Below are 18,324 nucleotides of genomic sequence, written 5' to 3'. Positions count from 1 at the left end.
AGTTATTTCTTCTTTTTCAGGAAATATCCTCTGATTCTTTGCATGATCTTGATACCGGTCCGTACTCCGTCATAAACGGCGATTCCTGTATTGATATGTTGCATAATGCCTTCTACGCCTCCTTTTTGTTCTACAGGCGCAAAAAGTTCATGTATGGTTTGTACCATTTCTTTTTTAGCTTGCTGTACTTCTTCCAACTTCTCAGCTTTTCGTTGTGCTATCACTTCCAAAGTGATGATGGGCGTTTTATTAGGAGTATTCTCTTTCATAATCAGTTGTCATTTAAAAGCAGGTTGGCAAGGAAATTTACCATAGGCTGGACAATCAGCCGTTTGCGGAATAAAACGATTAACAGAATCAGCAGAATAATGCATCCGGTAATGATTCCATAGCTAGCCATAAGCCCGCCTACATGAGGTTCGAGTACATAGGCCAATGTAAATGACAAGTAGAAAAGTGCGATAATACCTAATATCAATAATATAAAGACAAGGATGAGGGTTGATATCAGTATAGTAAGTTTTTCTACTAAATGTAATTTTACATAATCCTTTTGTAACTCTGCGTACTTTTTAAGCTCTGCCAGAAGTTGTTGCAGATTATCTATATTTTTATCGTTTGCAAACATGCGTGGAGTTTTGATTTAAAAATTATTGTCATTCCGGATCCAAGTCCGGAATGACAATACACTTTTGTGGGCGTTGCTTATTCTTTTACCTCGGCTGCAATTTCATCGACCAGATTTTCCATATCTGTGCGACTTAATTTGATACCTCTTTTACGTAAAGCATCAGCAATTTTGCTACGAGTGTCTTCTCCGCTTTCAGGAGCAAATAAAATACCTGCTGCTGCACCAACTACGGCTCCGCCTAGGAATGCAGCTAAAATACTTAATCCTTTCATAGTTTTTTTGTTTTTTGTACCTTACAAATCTAACAAATAAAACTGAATGTTGTTGTTTATTTTGTCTATTTTTGAATAGAAATTGGAGATTCTTCTCTGATTAACTAAATTTAACTCCATTCTTGATGTGAAAGCTGTTGATATATTGCTACTTTTGCACCAATATAATGGAATTAAACTAGAGTATTAATTTATAAAAGATTGAGTAATCATGAAAAAATTAGTTGTGTTGGGTATGGGATTGTGCGTAGCCTTGGCATTTTCCTCATGTAAATCTAGCGAAAGTGCTTACAAGAAGGCTTATGAAAAAGCAAAACAACAGGAATTGGCTGAAGCTCCTGCTGATCAGGTAGAAGCAACTCCGGTTGAAGCTGCTCCGGTAGTATCTGCCCCTGTGACAACTGCTCCTGTTGCCGGTCCGGTTCGCGAAGAGAAAGTAGAATTGGTTTCAGGTGACGGCTTAAAAGCATATAGCGTAGTATGTGGTAGCTTTGGTGTGAAAGCGAATGCAGAAGGTTTGAAACAATATTTGGATGGTCAAGGTTATAATGCCAAAGTGGTTTATAATGCTGAAAGAAATATGTATCGCGTTATAGCATCTTCATATGATGACCGTGCGCAGGCTACTCAGGCAAAGGAGGAGTTTAAGGCAAAATATCCTAACCGTGACGATTTCCAGAAGGCATGGTTACTATATAGAGTATATTAATGACTTCTTTTTGGTAAATTAAGAAGAAAATATAGTCTATTTTTCTTTATTAAAAGTGGCAACTGTGAAGTTGCCGCTTTTTTTTATAGCTTTGTCGGTTCTAAACAACAATAAAAACTAAGGGTATGAAATATTATGGCAGATTATCGGTCATTGCTCTTTTGGCTATAGCACCGCTGTATGGCTTTGCCCAGGAAAAGGTGGTGCCTATAAAATACGGAGATATGGATCAGTGGATAATCCGTAAGGTTCATGAGTCCGGTGTTATAGGCGGCAATACCAAACTTCTTTATGAGATAGGTCCTACAAAGGAAATAGATGGTAACAAACCTTATAAAAATATGGGAGGGTCTCCTTGGGGAACCTCTAATGTGATGGCTAAGGTAGTGGGCATTGTTAAAACAAATAATTCTGTTTATAGAGACAAACGGGACAATGGATATTGTGCTCGCCTGGAAACGCATATAGAGAGCGTCAAAGTATTGGGGATGGTGAATATTACTGTATTGGCAGCCGGATCCATTTATTTAGGTGATATGCTGGAGCCTATAACAGGAACTAAGAATGCTGAGAAGAACATGAACTGGGGAGTTCCTTTTACTCAACGTCCCAAAGCTGTCCGTTATGATTATAAGGTAAAGATGTCTGGTGAGAAAGATCGTATCCGGTTGACAGGTTTCAGCAAGAAAGGTCAGGTGGCAGGGCAGGATTGTGCGATAACTGTTTTCTTTTTGCAAAAACGTATGGAGGACGCTGAAGGAAATATTACGGCGAAGAGGGTAGGAACTATGGTGATGAAATATGATAAGGATTCGGATGGTTGGGTAAATGGTGCTACTTATGAAGTGCTGTATGGTGATATAACCAAGCATCCGTCTTATAATCATGAAACAATGGGGTTGAGAGAGAGGGATTATACTAGAAATAGTAAGGGAGAAAGTGTCTTGATTAAAGAAATAGGATGGGCGGAGGCCAATGAAAATCCTACGCACATGATACTGCAATTTTCGTCCAGTCATGGGGGGGCTTTTATCGGTTCTCCTGGAAATACACTTTGGGTTGACAATGTGAAGCTGGTCTATTGAGGATAGTAAATGCTTTTGTTTGTATAATGTTGCTTATATATTAGTCTGTGTCACTATACGATAGAATATTTTAAAATCGTCTTGAGCTTTTTTAAAAACAACAGGATGTATTTAAAAAAGCTCTTGTTCTTTTCTAAATACGTCCTGTTGTTTTTATGTATCAGTTTTTTGCTTGTATAGCCCGATATCTTGTTACAAGATTCGGTAAATACTACCTCAAGTTTCCAGAATTGTATAGCCAAGATCTGTAGATTCTTGTTATATGATTTATTTGCTGTTGCTGCTTATGTGATCAAAAAAGCAGTTGAAGAAAAAGAGGGAGCATCGTTTGTTACGATACTCCCTTCTTTAATCTATCAGAGTTTTATCAGGTATCAATGATTATTTTACTTCCAAGATAACTACGCGGTTCAAATAGTTCTTACCAAACATGTTATCTGTTCCACCCATAGCAACTTTTTCAAGCTGGCTTTCTTTTACGCCTTCTGCAACCAATGCATCGTAAACAGCCTGAGCACGTTTTTCAGACAAAGTCTGGTTGAATGAAGCAGATCCTGTAGCTTTATCAGCGAAACCTGCAATTTTGTACTTAGCGTTAGGATTAGCTTTGATTGCTTTAGCCATTAACTGTACATTAACCATACCTTCCGGACTGATCTTTGCTTTACCGATTTTGAAGAAGATAGCAACTTCTGCAGCGCTAGGAACTTCTTTAATCACTTCCTTAACTACTTCTTTCGGAACTTCGCGGATCACTTCCTTGATCACTTCTTTTTCTACTACACGGTCTTCAACTTTAGCAAACTTCTTGCCACCAAAGATGTAGCTGACACCAGCTGTCAACATACCTGTTCCTTCAGCTTTACGGTGGCTACTGATATTACCAAAGATAGAAGGAGCGATGGCGCCGCGAGCTTCAACATCGATAGCCCAATATTTGTTAATGTTGAACTTCAAGCCTACACCGGCGGATGCACCAATACGTGCTCTTGCTTTGCTTTCACCTTCGGGAACCATTGTTCCATCATTCTTGATTGTTACGTTCTGTGACTTAGCTACGGAAAGCATAGGACCAGCAAAACCATATACTTCAAAAAAACGGCTAGGATTAGCACCTGCAAACAGAGTTGACAAGTTTACCATAGCGTCAATGTTAGCTCCTACGTAGTTCTTGTTGTGTTCGTAGTAACTGTTATCCAAACACAAGTGTTGTGTGATACCATTTACCTGACCACGTATCCCCCATGTGGGAGTAATTAACTTACCCAAAGAGATGCTGAAGTGAGGAGCCAGCTTATTGAAACCATCGTTTTCAATAGCGTGGATACCTCCACCTACACTGACGAAGATGTTATCGCTCCATTTCGGAGTATAATAGTTGGTGTCTTGTGCTTTAAGAGTAGTAGCACAAGCACCTGCCATCAGAAGCGACAGAGTTAATACTTTATATTTCATTTTACTATAATTTTTTGGTGAATTATTATTCTACGTGTTGGTTTAAACTGATTGATTATTTACCAGCTGCACCACCACCTGCATTGCCATTGTCTCCGTGACCGTGACCGTGTGATAATACTTCCAAACCTGCGTCAGTAGTACCTGCTTCTTTTACTTTTACATTAGGAATAGTATAGATTACATTGTCAACAGTAGCGCTGATAGACATAACGTATTCAGTCATAGGTGTTACAGGTTTGAATACAAATGTTACTCCTTCTGTCATTGTTACTTCTGTCTTGATTGTCTTAGTTGCCATGTTATCATAAGTATCTACTAATGCTTTCAATACAGCAATAACATTGTCGTTGCTCATAGCTCTTGAGTTTACAAGAGTTTCAATGTATGAATAGAGTTCTGTTTTGTTAAGAATTTTAGTACCTACCAATGCATCGTATTCAACTTCTTGCGGCTTGCCTGTACCTGTATATTCTTTTGAAGTCTTGTTGGATTCAGATTTAACTTGTTCAATTGAATCTTCATCTTTAGAAGTACTTACATTCTGTGCTGCAGATGCTATTTTCTGTGCGTAGAAAGTTACAGGAATAAGAATCATCTGACCTTTTGCTACTTCTGGAACTTCAACATCGATAGAAGCTACGGGCAAATACTCGGCACTTGAGAAAGGACAAATAACAGTAACTTTTTGTTTAGCGATAGCTCCATTTTCGCCAGCTGCAATAGTTGTTGTTGCTGTACCTAGATTTTCGCCTGTTGTCTGATCATACACAGTAGCAAAGATTGTGGCACTAGCGGGTGCTTGTTCGATTGGTTCTACATTAAATTCTTCCTTTTCGCAGCTTGTGAACACTACAGTTGTTAAAGCTACTGCGGCCAATGCCAATTTAGCACCAATACCGCTCAAAAAACTTTTCTTTTTCATCTCAATAAAATTAAAAATTTAATAATTCTGATTTAATAAAATATGGATTAAAACTATTTTGTTGCATTATATTTTCACTTGCATTACTATATGGCATTTTATAATAATATTTTTCATTTCCTGCATTATATGTTATACCCGTACCCAATGAAGTAGAAACCCTTGGTATATATTTATGTCTTTTATATTTATAAGGTGGTAATGCAACGATGAATTTAAACCCTCCATTACTATTGGCATGTTCAGCTTTTACAGCGTAAAAACCTATACTGGCATAGCGGAAGTGTCTGATCATTTCAAATCTTACCCCTTTTTCTTTTAATAAATATTGTTCAGCTCTCAATTTAAACTGTGTATTAAACCTTGGCCAGTAAAAGTTTCCCCCTACAGACCAATAAGTAGTGTACTTATCATTATAGCGAAATTTAAAACCTCTCCAATATCCAAATCCGACATAACCGAATCTTCCTTCTATAGAAAATCGCTCATCCTTGAATGGATAAAACAGATTTAAATCTGCACCATATGTATCATAATCAAAGAAACCTATTGTTGCTGTTCCCAGTATATTATAAGGCAGACGAAATTGTTGTGCCAAGGTTAGATATCCAGGACGAACTTTTCCTGCAAGTTCTCCATATCCGTCATTATACACAGGCAGAATAATCTGTCCAGTAAATTTCATTCCTGGCCAAAGCGACACCTCTACCGCCGGGCTAAACTCTAATAAAGCCTGATATATCTGTGTAATGATATAGTTCTTAAAGTATAGCTGCGGATATACCAATATATCTACTTTAAACAGCGAACTGTTCTTTTTCTTTTCTTTCTTCACCTTGTCCCAACTGTCACCTATATCATAACTGACTTTCCAATCTTCACCACTTACCACTGTTGTGTCACCGGCAAGAGGCTGATAGGTCAGTGAGACCTGAGGTATATTATAGTTGGTAACAATCAACTTACAAGATTTATCCTTGGGTAATCCCATTGACTGTATGATATCTACAGCCTTTCTAATACCCAACGCTTGAATTTTGTAAGCACTGTTTTCAACCACATAAACTCTTTCTTCAGGAGTATCTGTCCATCTTACATTTTCAAATCCCATTTTTACAAGACTATCTGTTGTTAATTCTCCTGTTGATTGACTGAAACTTTTTAATGGAATCATAACAAGCAACAATATAGCTATACAATACAACAAACATCTATATAAAACTCCTTTTGAAGAGCTCTTATTTTTCATTTTATAACAAATACTTGTTTCAATTTAACATTATGCGACCCTTACGTTAAGCCACATATTCGGTGCAAAAATAAGTACTATTTTTTAAATAGCAAATAAAATTAAACGAAATGAATCGTTTCTTTTGAAAAAACAGTTGAAAAAGCATATTTTAATCTTTATATATAAAATAGGTATGGAATAAATTTGTATTTTTGCAAACTATATGAGTAGAATATTAGCGATAGATTACGGTAAAAAGCGCACAGGTGTGGCTGTGACGGATGTTTTGCAAATTATTGCAAACGGGTTAACGACTGTCCCTACACACCAACTACTGGACTTTATTCTGAAATATGTGGAAAAAGAGCCTGTGGAACGCATCATTGTAGGGCATCCCAAGCAAATGAATAATCAAGAGTCGGAAAATATGCGTAATATTGTCCCTTTTGTCAATCAACTAAGGAAAAAATTACCGGATATACCGATAGAGTTTGTTGACGAGCGATTTACGTCCGTATTGGCCCACCAAGCCATGTTGGATGGAGGTTTGAAGAAAAAAGATAGGCAGAATAAAGCTTTAGTTGATGAAATCAGTGCTACGATAATCTTACAGTCCTATTTGGAGTCGAAGAAATATATTTAATAAATAAAAACAGATTAAGAAAAATGATATTACCTATTTATGTGTATGGACAACCGGTGTTGCGTAAAGAAGCAGAGGATATTACCCCGGATTACCCTAATTTGAAAGAGTTGATAGCAAATATGTTTGAAACCATGAATCGTGCAGATGGTGTGGGTCTGGCTGCTCCGCAAATTGGTTTGCCTATTCGTGTCGTAACTATTGATCTGGATGTGATGTCTGATGAATTGCCCGAATTTAAGGATTTCCGTCGGGCTTATATAAATCCTCATATTTTAGAAGTGGGTGGAGAAGAAGTCAGCATGGAAGAAGGTTGTTTGAGTTTGCCAGGTATCCATGAAACGGTGAAACGTCCGGACCGTATTCATGTGACTTATTTGGATGAGGAGCTGAAAGAACATGACGAGTGGGTGGAAGGCTATTTGGCAAGGGTCATGCAGCATGAATTTGATCATTTGGACGGAAAAATGTTCATTGATCATTTGTCTGCATTACGCAAACAGATGATTAAAGGAAAGCTGGGGGCCATGTTGAAGGGCAAGGCGCGTTGTTCCTATAAGGTCAAGACTATAAAATGATAACTCCGCGATTTTGATTTATGCGCCACAGGTGGCGCATTTGTGGGGAAAACCGTATTTTTATAAATACAAAATGATAAAACGGATACTCTATACATTATTAATAATGTTCCCTGTACTAGCTTCGGCACAGATAAATACGGACAGGGTGATGGCGATAGGGCGTAATGCGCTTTATTTTGAGGATTATGTCCTTTCGATTCAATATTTTAATCAGGTGATTAATGCAAAGCCTTATTTGTCTGATCCTTATTTCTATAGAGGTCTGGCGAAGATAAATTTGGATGATTTTCAGGGGGCGGAGAGTGACTGTTCAGAAGCTATTGAGCGGAATCCGTTTGTGGTAAGTGCTTATCAGGTACGTGGATTGGCACGGATCCAGCAGAATAATTTTGCGGGAGCTATAGAAGATTATACCAAGGCATTGGAGTTTGATCCTGAGAATATAGGGGTATGGCATAATATGGCCCTTTGCCGTATCAGGCAGGAAGATTATAAGGGGGCGAAGAATGATCTGGATAAGCTGATCGCTATTTCCCCCCGATATACAAAGGCCTATTTGATGCGTGGTGAGGTGGATTTGAAGCAGAAGGATACTTTGGCTGCCGAAAAAGACTTTGGTAAGGCGATTGAAATAGACCGTTATGATGCAGATACATGGGCCAGCCGTGCTATCCTTCGTCTGCAGCAACAGAGATATAAAGATGCGGAAGCTGATTTTGATCATGCCATCCGTCTGTCCACCCGGAATTCAGGTGTCTATATCAATCGTGCTTTGGCCCGTTACCATCAGAATAACCTGAGAGGAGCGATGAGTGACTATGATATTGCATTGGATATTGATCCCAATAATTTCATCGGCCATTATAACCGGGGCTTATTACGTGCACAAGTAGGCGATGACAACCGGGCTATTCAAGACTTTAATTTTGTTATCGAAATGGAGCCCGACAATATGATGGCTATTTTCAACCGTGGTCTGTTATTGGATCAGACAGGAGATTATAAAGGGGCAATTAAAGATTATTCTACGGTGATAAATGAATATCCCAATTTTTTGCTGGGCTATCAATACAGAGCGCAGGCACGTAGGAAAATAGGGGATGTAAAAGGTGCTGATGCAGATGAATTCAAAGTGTTGAAAGCACAACTGGATAAACAGAACGGAGTAGATCCTAATAAGCAGACTGCCGATAATACAGAGAATAATAAAACCCGTAAGAAGTCCGACAAAAACATGAACAACTATCGTAAGATTGTGGTTGCCGACAACGAAGAGGGAGAAGAAAAATATAAGAGTGACTATCGTGGACGCGTGCAGGATAAGAATGTGAATATTGTTCCCCAGCCTATGTTCGTGCTTACCTATTATGAAAAGCACGATGATGTGAAACGACAGGTCAACTATTATAAGTTCATTGAAACATTGAATAATCAGAAAGTACTTCCCGGTCGTCTGATTATAACTAATGAGGAAGCTCCTCTGACGGAAGAACAAGCTACAAAACATTTTGCGTCCATTGACGAACAGACTGCTGCTATTGTGGCTGATCCGAATAATGTGAACAAACGTTTTGCACGTTCATTGGACTTTTATCTGGTGCAGGATTTTGCAAGTGCCATTGAAGATTTGAATCAGGCTATTATTATTGAGGGTAATTTCTTTCCGGTTTATTTCAATCGTGCTTTAATCCGTTATAAGCAGCTGGAATACCAGAAGATGGAAAAAGAGTATGATTTGAAAGCCAATCCGGGAGAGAAGAGTGCTGTGAAAGCTGCGGACTATGAAATGGTAAAGCGCGATTTGGACAAGGTGATTGAGCTGGCTCCGGATTTTGTCTATGCTTATTATAATAGAGGTAATGTGCTTTCTATCTTGAAAGACTATCGTGCGGCAATTGTTGATTATGACAGAGCCATCCAGTTGGATCCTAAATTTGCGGATGCTTATTTCAATCGCGGCTTGACACATATTTTCTTGGGTAACAACAGGCAAGGTATACAGGACCTGAGTAAAGCAGGTGAGTTGGGACTTTTCTCTGCTTACAATATAATCAAACGCTTTACGGAACGAAAAGAATAACATTTTTTTGCTAAAAAGAGGATAAGTCAAAAAGATTTCGTTATTTTTGCATCCTCAAGAAAGAAAATAAATAGAAGATTATGATAAAGATAACATTCCCCGACGGCTCTGTTCGCGAATATAACGAAGGAGTTACTGGTCTGCAGATTGCAGAAAGTATCAGTTCACGGCTGGCGCAAGATGTTTTAGCTTGTGGCGTGAACGGTGAAACGATTGATTTATCTCGCCCTATCAATGAAGATGCAAACTTCGTTCTTTATAAATGGGAAGACGAACAGGGCAAACATGCTTTCTGGCACACTAGTGCCCACTTGCTGGCCGAAGCATTGCAAGAACTTTATCCAGGCATTCAGTTTGGTATCGGTCCGGCCATTGAAAACGGTTTTTACTATGATGTAGACCCGGGTGAAGCAATCATTAAGGAGGCAGATTTGCCAGCTATTGAGGCCAAGATGGCCGAGTTGGCTGCAAAGAAAGAAATATTGGTGCGTCAGAGCATTGCTAAAGAGGATGCGTTGAAGAAATTCGGTGAAAGAGGTGAGACTTATAAATGTGAATTGATCTCCGAACTGGAGGATGGACACATCACCACTTATACACAAGGTGCGTTTACCGACCTTTGCCGTGGTCCCCACTTGACCTCTACTGCTCCTATCAAAGCTATCAAGCTGCTTTCTGTGGCCGGTGCTTATTGGAGAGGGCAGGAAGACCGTAAGCAGATGACACGTATTTATGGTATAACTTTCCCGAAGAAGAAAATGCTGGACGAATATCTGGTAATGCTGGAAGAAGCCAAGAAACGCGACCATCGTAAGATAGGTAAGGAAATGGATTTGTTCATGTTTACCGATATGGTGGGCAAGGGACTTCCCATGTGGTTACCGAAAGGTACTGCCTTGCGTATCCGTTTGCAAGATTTCTTGCGCCGTATCCAGGCCCGTTATGATTATCAGGAAGTAATGTGTCCGCCTATTGGCAACAAGAACCTGTATATCACTTCCGGACACTACGCCAAGTATGGTAAGGACTCGTTCCAGCCTATTCATACACCCGAAGAAGGGGAAGAATATTTCCTGAAACCGATGAACTGTCCTCATCACTGTATGATTTATAAGAATTCTCCACGTTCTTATAAAGACCTGCCGTTGCGTATCGCGGAATTCGGAACCGTATGCCGCTACGAACAGAGTGGTGAATTGCACGGACTGACCCGTGTGCGCAGTTTTACGCAAGATGATGCTCACTTGTTCTGTCGTCCCGACCAAGTGAAGGAAGAATTCCTTCGCGTGATGGATATCATTAACATTGTGTTCAAGTCTATGAATTTTGAGAATGTGGAAGCTCAGATTTCTCTTCGTGACAAGGTGAACCGTGAAAAGTACATTGGTAGTGATGAGAATTGGGAAAAAGCCGAACAAGCCATTATTGAAGCTTGCGAAGAAAAAGGCCTGACTGCGAAAGTGGAATATGGTGAAGCTGCATTCTATGGACCTAAATTGGACTTTATGGTGAAAGACGCTATCGGCCGTCGCTGGCAATTGGGAACAATTCAGGTAGACTACAACTTGCCCGAACGATTCCAGTTGGAATATATGGGTTCAGATAACCAAAAGCATCGTCCGGTAATGATTCACCGTGCACCTTTTGGATCAATGGAACGTTTTGTTGCCGTATTGATTGAGCACACTGCCGGTAAATTCCCGCTGTGGCTGACTCCTGATCAGGTAGCTATTCTGCCTATTTCTGAGAAATTCAATGAGTATGCGGAAAAAGTGAAAGCAGAACTGAGAAAATTCGATGTTCGTGCTATTGTGGATGACCGTAATGAAAAAATCGGCCGTAAGATTCGTGACAACGAAATGAAGCGTATTCCTTATATGTTGATTGTAGGTGAGAAAGAAGCTGAAAACGGTGAAGTTGCAGTCCGCAAGCAGGGCGAAGGCGACAAAGGAACTATGAAAATAGAAGAATTCGGAAAAAATATTGCCGAAGAAGTTTCTAATATGATAAATAAATGGTAACTTTGCAGCCGTTTGCAAAAGAGCACATTGTTAAACCTTTATGTATTCTTTTGCGTTAAGATAAAGAAATACTAATTAAAATAAGAAGAAACAAACAGGAACTAAAAGTTTTTTAATGAAGAATGACAGTTTAAAAGGGCAACACAGAATCAATGAACAGATTCGTGCCAAAGAAGTCCGCATAGTGGGCGACGATGTAGAACCGGCAGTTTATCCGATAGCTCAAGCTTTAAAAATGGCTGAGGATCATGAGGCTGACCTAGTTGAAATTTCACCCAATGCTGTTCCTCCAGTTTGTAGAATTATTGATTATTCTAAATTTCTTTATCAATTAAAGAAACGTCAAAAGGAACAAAAGGCTAAACAGGTAAAAGTAAACGTAAAAGAAATCCGTTTCGGACCTCAAACAGATGATCATGACTACAACTTCAAGTTGAAACATGCCATCGGATTCTTGCAGGACGGAGACAAGGTGAAAGCATATGTGTTCTTTAAAGGTCGTTCCATTCTTTTCAAAGAACAAGGCGAAGTATTATTGCTTCGTTTTGCGAATGACTTGGAAGAATATGCAAAAGTAGAGCAGATGCCCTTGTTGGAAGGTAAGAGAATGACTATTTCTTTGGCTCCGAAGAAAGCGGGCTCTCCGAAGAAGGCAGAAATGGATACTGCTAAAAAGGAAAATCCGAAAAAGGCAGTAGAAGCAAAAGAATAAAAAAAGAGTGCGTAACGCGCCGGTATAGTGCGTTACCACCATTTGAATAATAATTTAAAATTAAAAACAAGATGCCAAAGATCAAGACTAACTCCGGTTCTAAAAAAAGATTCGTTCTTACCGGAACAGGTAAAATCAAAAGAAAGCACGCTTTTCACAGTCATATTTTGACTAAGAAGACTAAAAAGCAGAAAAGAAACCTTGTACACTCAGGTCTAGTAGCTAATGCTAACTTGGATCAAGTTAAGGAATTGCTTTGCATGAAGTAATCTAAAAACAACGAAAGCGTAAACGTATTATTTAAAGTATTAACCGAATGTCTTTAGCTTGAAGTTCACCGTGTGAAACAGTGGCGCTAACATTCAAAAAGAATTAAAACTATGCCAAGATCAGTAAATCATGTTGCTTCTAGAGCAAGAAGAAAGAAAATTTTAGGTCTTACCAAAGGTTATTTTGGTGCAAGAAAGAATGTATGGACAGTAGCAAAAAACACTTGGGAAAAAGGTTTGACCTACGCATACCGTGACCGTAAGAACAAGAAACGTAACTTCCGCGCTTTGTGGATTCAGCGTATCAACGCTGCGGCTCGTCTGGAAGGAATGTCTTATTCTAAATTGATGGGTGCATTACACAAAGCTGGTATCGAAATCAACCGTAAGGTGTTAGCTGATTTAGCTATGAACCATCCGGAAGCATTCAAAGCAATTGTTGCTAAAGCAAAAGTAGCTTAATTCTTCTGTAAACGGTGATATAAAGATTTATTAAAAGAGCAATCTCTATGAGGTTGCTCTTTTTTATTGCGGATGCTTTGTGATGTTTCATTAAGAATTTGAAATAACAATAAGCAGAATTACAGAGAGTTATTTTCTTGCTTATTATTTTTAACAAACAAATCCTGCTATACTCTTGTTTATATCATAAAAAGGGCGTATATTTGTCATACGGAAAGAGATGAAAAGCGAGCCGCATTAGTTGGATTGGGAAACTCATCAAACTAATCTGAAAACCGAGACATAGCTTCATCTTCCAATGGCGGGCCACGCCTTCGGGTAGCATTTATGCCGGTGGATTACAAAGGAGGAGAGCACTCAAAACCTGTCATTCGGAGTTTCATCGCATCACTGGTGCGGCTTCATTATAAGGCGATGTTAATTCAAGAGATTAGCATCGCTTCTTTTTTATAAAAATAATACGGATATGATATTTTATTTTTCAGGTACAGGTAATTCAGCTTGGGTGGCAAGGCAGCTGGCGGAAGGACAGAATGAGGAATTGCTCTCCATAGCTGTGGAAATAGATAAGAATAAGGAGTATAAACTAAGAGAAGGAGAAAAAGTAGGTTTTGTCTTCCCTGTGTATGCATGGGGACCTCCGGAGATTGTACTTCGTTTTATCCGTCGGTTGAAGATGACTAAGCCGGAATATCTTTTCTTTGTCTGTACTTGTGGAGATGATACGGGTCGGACTGCACAACTCTTTTCTTCTGCTGTTGCCCGGAAGGGATGGCGGTGTGCTGCCGGTTACTCGGTCACCATGCCGAATACTTATGTTTCTTTGCCAGGTTTTGATGTAGACGATGAAGATGTGGAAACCCGGAAAGTGCATAATGCTGTTGCCCGTGTACGCTTTATTAACGAGGAGATAGCATCAAGGGTTCAAACGAAACATTATAATTGCCATGAAGGTGCGCTTCCATTTACCAAATCCTATTTTTTGCGTCCGTTTTTCAATACTTTCCTGATGTCTCCTAAACCTTTTCATGCTACAGAGGCTTGTATTGCTTGTAAAAAATGTGAGAAAGCTTGTCCTGTGAATAATATAAAAGTGACGGATCGTCCTGTTTGGGGAGATAACTGTACCCAATGCCTTGCTTGTTATCATATTTGTCCGGTTCATGCTGTGGAATATGGAAAAGTTACTGCGAAGAAAGGACAATACAAAGGACGGCTGCTGAAAGACTTATAAGTGCGAGAAATGTCTGTATTGGTTTTATATTCTAAAGAAGAAGATTCTATACATAGACATTAAGTTATCTATCCATTTGGAAGGTGTGTCGAAACCCTTATGAACTAAAAATCACCCTCGTTACAGAAGTTGAACTGCACCCTAAAAGTTGGACACAAAACTTTAGGAGTGCAGTTCATACAGTTGTAACGAGGGTGATTTCAATAAAAGGGAAGTATTCCCTTTTATTTTATCTTCCGCCGGTTTAACGCTTGTTGATAACGTCTTGCATTCGCTTGATGCTGGGCTGCTGTGACAGCGAAATTATGAGTGCCTGAGAAATCTTCTTTGGCACACATATAAATATAATTATGCTGTGTATAGTTCAGTACGCTTTCCAATCCTTGGATAGATGGGATTCGGATAGGTCCCGGAGGCAAACCTGCATACTTGTAGGTATTATAAGGAGAGTCCACTTCCAGATGTTTGAAAAGAATGCGTTTCAGTCCGAATTCCTGCAAACCAAATTTTACCGTCGGGTCTGCTTGCAACAACATCCCTTTATTCAATCTGTTGATGTAAAGTCCTGCGACCATGGGCTTTTCAGGACCATTGGCCGTTTCTTCCTCCACGATAGAGGCCAGAGTAGATACTTCTTCAGGAGTAAGTCCGATACGTTGAGCCTTTTTCAACCTTTCATCATTCCAAAAGGCGGCATGTTCTTTTTGCATCCGTTTCATAAAAGCGTCAGCACTCATATTCCAATACACCTCGTAAGTGTTAGGAATAAAAAGGGAAGGGAGTGTCTCTTGGGTATATCCCATTTGTGCACAGTAAGCACTGTCGGAAATTAATTTGACAATATCTAGAGAATCAATCATGAGCTGGCGTGAAACGGCCCGCACTAATCTGTCCACGGTGCGTACACTGGGTACAGTCAGATTAATGGGAGTCTGATATCCCATAGAAAGACGCCGGAAGAGATAGCGCATATTGTCCGATGGATTGAGAGCGTAACGCCCTGTCCGTATATTGTCGCCATACTTCTCTTTTTCTGCCAGATATTGAAAACCGAACATACTTTTAGGATGTCCGTTCCGGATTATTTTATGGTACACAGAATCCAGGTTATCATCTCTGTCTATATAAATATAGGTAGTCTTTGTAAGTTGGAGCTGCTTGGCAAAGAAATAGTAATATATACTTCCTGCGCCACCTGCTCCCGCTAGGATAATTATAAGAATAACTATCCATACAATAGTACGTTTCTTTTTATTCATTTTAGTCTATCGGGCTTTTTTGTATGCAAATATAGGCAAATATCCCTTTCTTTTCTACTTTTGACGATTTTGTACCCCTAAAAATACAATTTTGTCCACTATCCGGTTGATGTAAAATGTGTAAATTTGACCAAACAAAAAACGAGAACGCAAAATAGTATATTAATTATTTTATTTTTAATCATGAAAAATGCACTTATGGGCTTGGCATTGTTCGCTGCAATGCCGGTATTTGCTCAACAAAAAGCGACTATCAATGTACATCCCGAGCAAGGGAAAGAAATCATCAGTAAACATATTTATGGACAATTTGCAGAGCATCTGGGAACTTGTATCTATGGAGGTTTGTGGGTAGGTGAAGATTCTAAAATTCCCAATACCCAAGGCTATCGTAATGATGTGCTTCAGGCTTTGAAGGACTTGAAAGTGCCGGTGCTTCGTTGGCCGGGGGGGTGTTTTGCCGATGAATATCATTGGATGGATGGTATCGGTCCGAAAGAGAATCGTCCCCGGATGGTCAATAATAACTGGGGAGGTACAGTAGAAGATAATAGTTTCGGAACACATGAATTTCTGAACTTGTGTGAGCTGATAGGTTGTGAGCCTTATATCAGTGGTAATGTAGGAAGTGGGAGTGTGGAAGAAATGGCGAAATGGGTGGAATACATGACTTCCGAACAAGGTAGCCCGATGGCGAAACTGCGTAAGGAGAACGGTCGTGAAAAACCATGGAAAGTGAAATTCTTTGGGGTAGGTAATGAAAGCTGGGGATGCGGAGGCAGTATGCGTCCTGAATATTATGCAGACTTGTATCGCCGTTATTCTACCTATTGTCGTAATTATGATGGCAATCATTTATTCAAAATAGCCAGTGGTGCCAGTGATTATGACTATAATTGGACCGAAGTGCTGATGAAAAATGTGGGCCATCGCATGGCAGGTCTTTCTCTTCATTATTATACAGTGACCGGATGGAGTGGAAGCAAAGGTTCGGCTACCGAGTTCACTAATGATGATTATTATTGGACTATGGGCAAATGCCTGGAAATAGAACCGGTATTGAAGAAGCATATCGCTATTATGGATAAATACGATCCGAAAAAACAAATCGGCCTGATGGTGGACGAGTGGGGAACCTGGTGGGATGAAGAACCGGGAACGGTCCGCGGACATTTGTATCAGCAAAATACGTTGCGTGATGCTTTCGTGGCTTCTTTAACTTTGGATGTTTTCCATAAATATACGGATCGTATCAAGATGACGAACATTGCCCAGATTGCCAATGTGCTTCAATCTATGATTCTGACCAAGGAAGACAAGATGGTTTTGACACCGACCTATCATGTCTTTGAAATGTATAAAGTGCATCAAGATGCTACTTATCTTCCTTTGGAACTGAACTGTGAACGCAAGGTGGTACGTGACGACCGCATTGTTCCGATGGTAAGTGCTACCGCTTCACGGGATGCAAACGGTTTTATTCATATTTCCTTGTCTAATGTGGATTTGCAGGAATCGCAGGAAATAGAGTTGAATCTGGGTGAGGTGAAAGCTAAGAGTGTTACCGGCCGTATTTTGACCGCTAACAATATAGGTGATTACAATAGTTTCGAGAAACCGAGTGTGGTTGCCCCGAAAGAATTTACCGGAGCCAAGGTTAATAAGGGAAGCTTGAAAGTGACTCTTCCTGCCAAGTCTATCGTGGTGTTGGAAGTGAAATAAATCACGTACGTACGTGTAGCCCTTCACATACGTCAGTGTAGGGCTATGCATACGTATATATTGCGCCACACGTACGTATGTGATGGATTACGGTAATTCTTGTATCCACTTCGCTTCAATTTTGTTTTCTATCTCATCCGGCAGGGCAGCGAAGAAATCTATATTCGTTCTTTTCTCTACGCTGTCTACTGTTACTATATATTTCTTCAGCGGCTTATGTCCGGCGCTGTTGGGGAAGATAAATCCTATGGCTTGCGGATTTTTCTTATCATTTATCAATATGACTTTATAGAAAGCATGGGGGACTGCCACTTTGTTGTTGCCGATTCGTTTCGGGCGTTTAGTATCATATATGGGGCCGCAGGCAATGTACACTGCTCCATATTTTTTTGCCCATTGGCGTGACTTTTCCTCCAGGTCATTCCAGTCACCGCGGTTCAGATTAGGGTTTTGCGGACAAATGTTGCTCATATAAAAAGATTCTTTCATGGCTTGTTTGCTCCATTTCATATCGGCGGCAGGGGCCATGTGTCCCCGGTCGTATCCTGATTTTGTATAATCTCCCGTATATGCTTTGGCTCCACGTACGTCCGGGTCGGGCAAGAATTTGTCTGTTCGCCCTTCTTTTCCTTTTGTTTCTTTTTTAGTAAGCTCCCATGCTACCCATTGTGGAGTTTTGTAATCGGCATTATAAGACAGGGTATATCCTTTACGTTTCAATATCTGTCCGCCTGTGCCCGATTGCATCGTCGGGATTTCCAATGCACCGCCATGCTGAGTCGGAATACGTATTTCGGGCTTTTCTTCATTGTTTTCGATAGTGGGGATATTTTCAAGCAGCTTCCCGTCAAACAACTGATATTTATAGGCCAAAAGTCCCAGCAATATTAAAATAATGACGATTCTTAGGGGACTGTTCGCTTGTTTCTTTTTCTTTGCGCTCATATTTGTTCTGTTTTAGGGGTGCAAAGATAGAATAAAATATAAAAATACATTATCTTTGCCTATGATATAGCTGTAAATTTAAATAATA

The 18,324-nt window shown here is 39.8% G+C and carries 19 protein-coding genes; 11 read left to right on the top strand and 8 right to left on the bottom strand.

Going from position 1 to position 18,324, the window contains the following annotated elements; translation table 11 throughout:
• Positions 1-2: 2 nt before the first annotated feature.
• The 3 genes from GKD17_RS15405 to GKD17_RS15395 all read right to left on the bottom strand — a co-directional run bounded on the left by GKD17_RS15405 (position 3) and on the right by GKD17_RS15395 (position 903).
• Positions 3-269 (bottom strand): hypothetical protein, encoded by a 267-nt coding sequence (locus GKD17_RS15405; protein ID WP_007832173.1) that lies wholly within the window; start codon positions 267-269, stop codon positions 3-5.
• 2 nt (positions 270-271) lie between these two features.
• Positions 272-628, bottom strand: coding sequence for a phage holin family protein (locus GKD17_RS15400; RefSeq protein ID WP_007832180.1), 357 nt, complete (start codon positions 626-628; stop codon positions 272-274).
• A 77-nt stretch (positions 629-705) separates the two neighbouring features.
• On the bottom strand, positions 706-903 hold the full coding sequence (locus tag GKD17_RS15395; RefSeq protein ID WP_005847090.1) for a YtxH domain-containing protein: 198 nt from the start codon (positions 901-903) through the stop codon (positions 706-708).
• Positions 904-1,114: 211 nt separating this feature from the next.
• Between GKD17_RS15395 and GKD17_RS15390 the strand changes: the two genes are divergently transcribed.
• On the top strand, positions 1,115-1,612 hold the full coding sequence (locus GKD17_RS15390; RefSeq protein ID WP_007832186.1) for an SPOR domain-containing protein: 498 nt from the start codon (positions 1,115-1,117) through the stop codon (positions 1,610-1,612).
• Between the two features lie 125 nt (positions 1,613-1,737).
• The gene (locus GKD17_RS15385; protein WP_007832188.1) at positions 1,738-2,697 is read left to right on the top strand and encodes a PCMD domain-containing protein; all 960 of its coding nucleotides are present in this window, start codon (positions 1,738-1,740) and stop codon (positions 2,695-2,697) included.
• 381 nt (positions 2,698-3,078) lie between these two features.
• Here the strand turns inward: GKD17_RS15385 and GKD17_RS15380 are convergent, their stop codons facing one another.
• The 3 genes from GKD17_RS15380 to GKD17_RS15370 are packed head-to-tail and all read right to left on the bottom strand — an operon-like array spanning position 3,079 to position 6,326.
• Complete coding sequence (locus GKD17_RS15380; RefSeq protein WP_007832194.1) at positions 3,079-4,152, bottom strand: OmpA family protein; 1,074 nt, start codon at positions 4,150-4,152, stop codon at positions 3,079-3,081.
• A 55-nt stretch (positions 4,153-4,207) separates the two neighbouring features.
• The gene (locus tag GKD17_RS15375; RefSeq protein ID WP_007832195.1) at positions 4,208-5,077 is read right to left on the bottom strand and encodes a peptidase associated/transthyretin-like domain-containing protein; all 870 of its coding nucleotides are present in this window, start codon (positions 5,075-5,077) and stop codon (positions 4,208-4,210) included.
• A 10-nt stretch (positions 5,078-5,087) separates the two neighbouring features.
• Positions 5,088-6,326, bottom strand: a complete 1,239-nt coding sequence (locus GKD17_RS15370) for a hypothetical protein (RefSeq protein ID WP_007840088.1) — start codon at positions 6,324-6,326, stop codon at positions 5,088-5,090.
• 205 nt (positions 6,327-6,531) lie between these two features.
• On the opposite strand from GKD17_RS15370, the gene ruvX reads away from it, so the two are divergent.
• The 8 genes from ruvX to GKD17_RS15330 all read left to right on the top strand — a co-directional run bounded on the left by ruvX (position 6,532) and on the right by GKD17_RS15330 (position 14,310).
• Complete coding sequence (gene ruvX / locus GKD17_RS15365) at positions 6,532-6,951, top strand: Holliday junction resolvase RuvX (RefSeq protein ID WP_007832198.1); 420 nt, start codon at positions 6,532-6,534, stop codon at positions 6,949-6,951.
• A gap of 23 nt (positions 6,952-6,974) precedes the next feature.
• On the top strand, positions 6,975-7,529 hold the full coding sequence (gene def, locus GKD17_RS15360) for a peptide deformylase (protein WP_007832201.1): 555 nt from the start codon (positions 6,975-6,977) through the stop codon (positions 7,527-7,529).
• Positions 7,530-7,602: 73 nt separating this feature from the next.
• Positions 7,603-9,612 carry a tetratricopeptide repeat protein gene (locus tag GKD17_RS15355; RefSeq protein WP_007832204.1) on the top strand — a complete coding sequence of 670 codons (2,010 nt, stop codon included), beginning with the start codon at positions 7,603-7,605 and terminating at the stop codon, positions 9,610-9,612.
• 80 nt (positions 9,613-9,692) lie between these two features.
• Entirely contained in the window at positions 9,693-11,633 is a 1,941-nt protein-coding gene (gene thrS, locus GKD17_RS15350; protein WP_007832205.1) for a threonine--tRNA ligase, read from the top strand.
• Positions 11,634-11,748: 115 nt separating this feature from the next.
• Positions 11,749-12,345, top strand: coding sequence for a translation initiation factor IF-3 (gene infC / locus GKD17_RS15345; protein WP_007832207.1), 597 nt, complete (start codon positions 11,749-11,751; stop codon positions 12,343-12,345).
• Positions 12,346-12,416: 71 nt separating this feature from the next.
• Positions 12,417-12,614, top strand: coding sequence for a 50S ribosomal protein L35 (rpmI, locus tag GKD17_RS15340; protein ID WP_005851390.1), 198 nt, complete (start codon positions 12,417-12,419; stop codon positions 12,612-12,614).
• A gap of 111 nt (positions 12,615-12,725) precedes the next feature.
• Positions 12,726-13,076 (top strand): 50S ribosomal protein L20, encoded by a 351-nt coding sequence (gene rplT / locus GKD17_RS15335; protein ID WP_007832208.1) that lies wholly within the window; start codon positions 12,726-12,728, stop codon positions 13,074-13,076.
• Positions 13,077-13,542: 466 nt separating this feature from the next.
• Complete coding sequence (locus tag GKD17_RS15330; protein WP_007832228.1) at positions 13,543-14,310, top strand: EFR1 family ferrodoxin; 768 nt, start codon at positions 13,543-13,545, stop codon at positions 14,308-14,310.
• A 224-nt stretch (positions 14,311-14,534) separates the two neighbouring features.
• On the opposite strand, the gene mltG is transcribed toward GKD17_RS15330, so the two are convergent.
• The gene (gene mltG / locus GKD17_RS15325) at positions 14,535-15,569 is read right to left on the bottom strand and encodes an endolytic transglycosylase MltG (protein ID WP_007832231.1); all 1,035 of its coding nucleotides are present in this window, start codon (positions 15,567-15,569) and stop codon (positions 14,535-14,537) included.
• Positions 15,570-15,767: 198 nt separating this feature from the next.
• Here mltG and GKD17_RS15320 point away from each other — a divergent pair, with 198 nt between their 5' ends.
• On the top strand, positions 15,768-17,291 hold the full coding sequence (locus tag GKD17_RS15320) for an alpha-N-arabinofuranosidase (RefSeq protein ID WP_007840096.1): 1,524 nt from the start codon (positions 15,768-15,770) through the stop codon (positions 17,289-17,291).
• 87 nt (positions 17,292-17,378) lie between these two features.
• Here the strand turns inward: GKD17_RS15320 and GKD17_RS15315 are convergent, their stop codons facing one another.
• Positions 17,379-18,236, bottom strand: a complete 858-nt coding sequence (locus GKD17_RS15315; protein WP_007832236.1) for a DNA/RNA non-specific endonuclease — start codon at positions 18,234-18,236, stop codon at positions 17,379-17,381.
• Positions 18,237-18,324 lie beyond the last annotated feature (88 nt).

This window comes from Phocaeicola dorei (genome assembly GCF_013009555.1).
GTDB classification, from domain to species: Bacteria; Bacteroidota; Bacteroidia; order Bacteroidales; family Bacteroidaceae; genus Phocaeicola; species Phocaeicola dorei.
This window is presented reverse-complemented; position numbering and strand designations above follow the sequence as displayed.

Bases quoted from the DNA above. Each gene is read 5' to 3' on its own strand.
- GKD17_RS15405 (WP_007832173.1), bottom strand. From the start codon at position 269: ATGAAAGAGAATACTCCTAATAAAACGCCCATCATCACTTTGGAAGTG.
- GKD17_RS15400 (WP_007832180.1), bottom strand. From the start codon at position 628: ATGTTTGCAAACGATAAAAATATAGATAATCTGCAACAACTTCTGGCA.
- GKD17_RS15395 (WP_005847090.1), bottom strand. From the start codon at position 903: ATGAAAGGATTAAGTATTTTAGCTGCATTCCTAGGCGGAGCCGTAGTT.
- GKD17_RS15390 (WP_007832186.1), top strand. From the start codon at position 1,115: ATGAAAAAATTAGTTGTGTTGGGTATGGGATTGTGCGTAGCCTTGGCA.
- GKD17_RS15385 (WP_007832188.1), top strand. From the start codon at position 1,738: ATGAAATATTATGGCAGATTATCGGTCATTGCTCTTTTGGCTATAGCA.
- GKD17_RS15380 (WP_007832194.1), bottom strand. From the start codon at position 4,152: ATGAAATATAAAGTATTAACTCTGTCGCTTCTGATGGCAGGTGCTTGT.
- GKD17_RS15375 (WP_007832195.1), bottom strand. From the start codon at position 5,077: ATGAAAAAGAAAAGTTTTTTGAGCGGTATTGGTGCTAAATTGGCATTG.
- GKD17_RS15370 (WP_007840088.1), bottom strand. From the start codon at position 6,326: ATGAAAAATAAGAGCTCTTCAAAAGGAGTTTTATATAGATGTTTGTTG.
- ruvX (WP_007832198.1), top strand. From the start codon at position 6,532: ATGAGTAGAATATTAGCGATAGATTACGGTAAAAAGCGCACAGGTGTG.
- def (WP_007832201.1), top strand. From the start codon at position 6,975: ATGATATTACCTATTTATGTGTATGGACAACCGGTGTTGCGTAAAGAA.
- GKD17_RS15355 (WP_007832204.1), top strand. From the start codon at position 7,603: ATGATAAAACGGATACTCTATACATTATTAATAATGTTCCCTGTACTA.
- thrS (WP_007832205.1), top strand. From the start codon at position 9,693: ATGATAAAGATAACATTCCCCGACGGCTCTGTTCGCGAATATAACGAA.
- infC (WP_007832207.1), top strand. From the start codon at position 11,749: ATGAAGAATGACAGTTTAAAAGGGCAACACAGAATCAATGAACAGATT.
- rpmI (WP_005851390.1), top strand. From the start codon at position 12,417: ATGCCAAAGATCAAGACTAACTCCGGTTCTAAAAAAAGATTCGTTCTT.
- rplT (WP_007832208.1), top strand. From the start codon at position 12,726: ATGCCAAGATCAGTAAATCATGTTGCTTCTAGAGCAAGAAGAAAGAAA.
- GKD17_RS15330 (WP_007832228.1), top strand. From the start codon at position 13,543: ATGATATTTTATTTTTCAGGTACAGGTAATTCAGCTTGGGTGGCAAGG.
- mltG (WP_007832231.1), bottom strand. From the start codon at position 15,569: ATGAATAAAAAGAAACGTACTATTGTATGGATAGTTATTCTTATAATT.
- GKD17_RS15320 (WP_007840096.1), top strand. From the start codon at position 15,768: ATGGGCTTGGCATTGTTCGCTGCAATGCCGGTATTTGCTCAACAAAAA.
- GKD17_RS15315 (WP_007832236.1), bottom strand. From the start codon at position 18,236: ATGAGCGCAAAGAAAAAGAAACAAGCGAACAGTCCCCTAAGAATCGTC.